The organism is Myxococcus llanfairpwllgwyngyllgogerychwyrndrobwllllantysiliogogogochensis, assembly GCF_006636215.1.
In the GTDB taxonomy this organism is placed as follows: domain Bacteria; phylum Myxococcota; class Myxococcia; order Myxococcales; family Myxococcaceae; genus Myxococcus; species Myxococcus llanfairpwllgwyngyllgogerychwyrndrobwllllantysiliogogogochensis.
Window position 1 is genome coordinate 1 of record NZ_VIFM01000558.1, and the last position, 1,011, is coordinate 1,011.

General features: G+C 70.0%; 1 protein-coding gene. It reads left to right on the forward strand.

The window, feature by feature from the left end; genetic code table 11:
* Window positions 1–17: 17 nt before the first annotated feature.
* Window positions 18–1,011, forward strand: a 994-nt coding sequence (locus FJV41_RS49295; protein ID WP_246137910.1) for a condensation domain-containing protein, incomplete at its 3' end; no start/stop codon positions are given.

Below are 1,011 nucleotides of genomic sequence, written 5' to 3' on the forward strand. Positions count from 1 at the left end.
CGGTGGACGTCCCATGCTTGGAAGCGGCGCTGCGCGCGGTCGTCGCCCACCACGACACGCTGCGGCTGCGCTTCACGCGCCGCCAAGACGGCACCTGGCACCAGGAGTTCACCGGCCTGGAGTCCCTTGCCCGCCTGGAGCAGGTGGACCTCTCTTCCGTGCCCGAGGCGGAGCTGCCCACGGCCCTGGAGTCCGGAGCCTCCCGCATCCACGCCAGCCACAGGCTGGATGAGGGGCTGCTCCTGCGCGCCGCCCTCTTCCACCTCGGAGCCGAGCGAGGCTCACGACTCCTGCTGTCGGTGCATCACCTGGGCGTGGATGGCGTCTCCTGGCGCACACTGCTGGAGGACCTCGGCGCGGGGTATGTGCAGTCGAGACAGGGCCGCCCGGTGGCGCTGCCGCCCAGGTCCACGTCCTTCAAGACCTGGGCCTCGAAGCTGAGTGACTTCGCTCGCTCCGAGGATGTCGCGCGTGAGCGGAAGTACTGGCTGGAAGAGGGGCGACTCGAGGCTCCTGCCCTCCCAAGGGATGGCGCTGGCGGTGCCACTTCCGTGGCCTCCTCGCGCACGGTGGAGGTCTCCCTCGACGAAGTCCAGACGCGGCTCTTGTTGCAGGAGACTCCGGCTGCGTGGCGGGCGCACATCAACGATGTGCTGCTGACGGCGGTGGCCGAGAGCCTCACACACTGGATGGGCCAGCCGCGCCTGCGTGTGGAGTTGGAGGGCCACGGCCGCGAGCCGTTCTCCGAGGACGTGGACCTGTCTCGCACGGTGGGCTGGCTCACCACGCTGTATCCCGTGACGCTGGACGTCTCGGGGACGACCAGCCTGGGCGGCCGGTTGCGCGCGGTGCGGGACTCGCTGCGGCGCCTTCCCCGAAAGGGCCTCGGCTACGGCCTGCTGCGCCACCTGGCGGACGATGAGCAATCCCAGCACCTCCGCGCGCTGCCTCGTGCCCAGGTGCTCTTCAACTACCTGGGCCAGTTCCATCAGTCCGCCGGTGACGACTCGG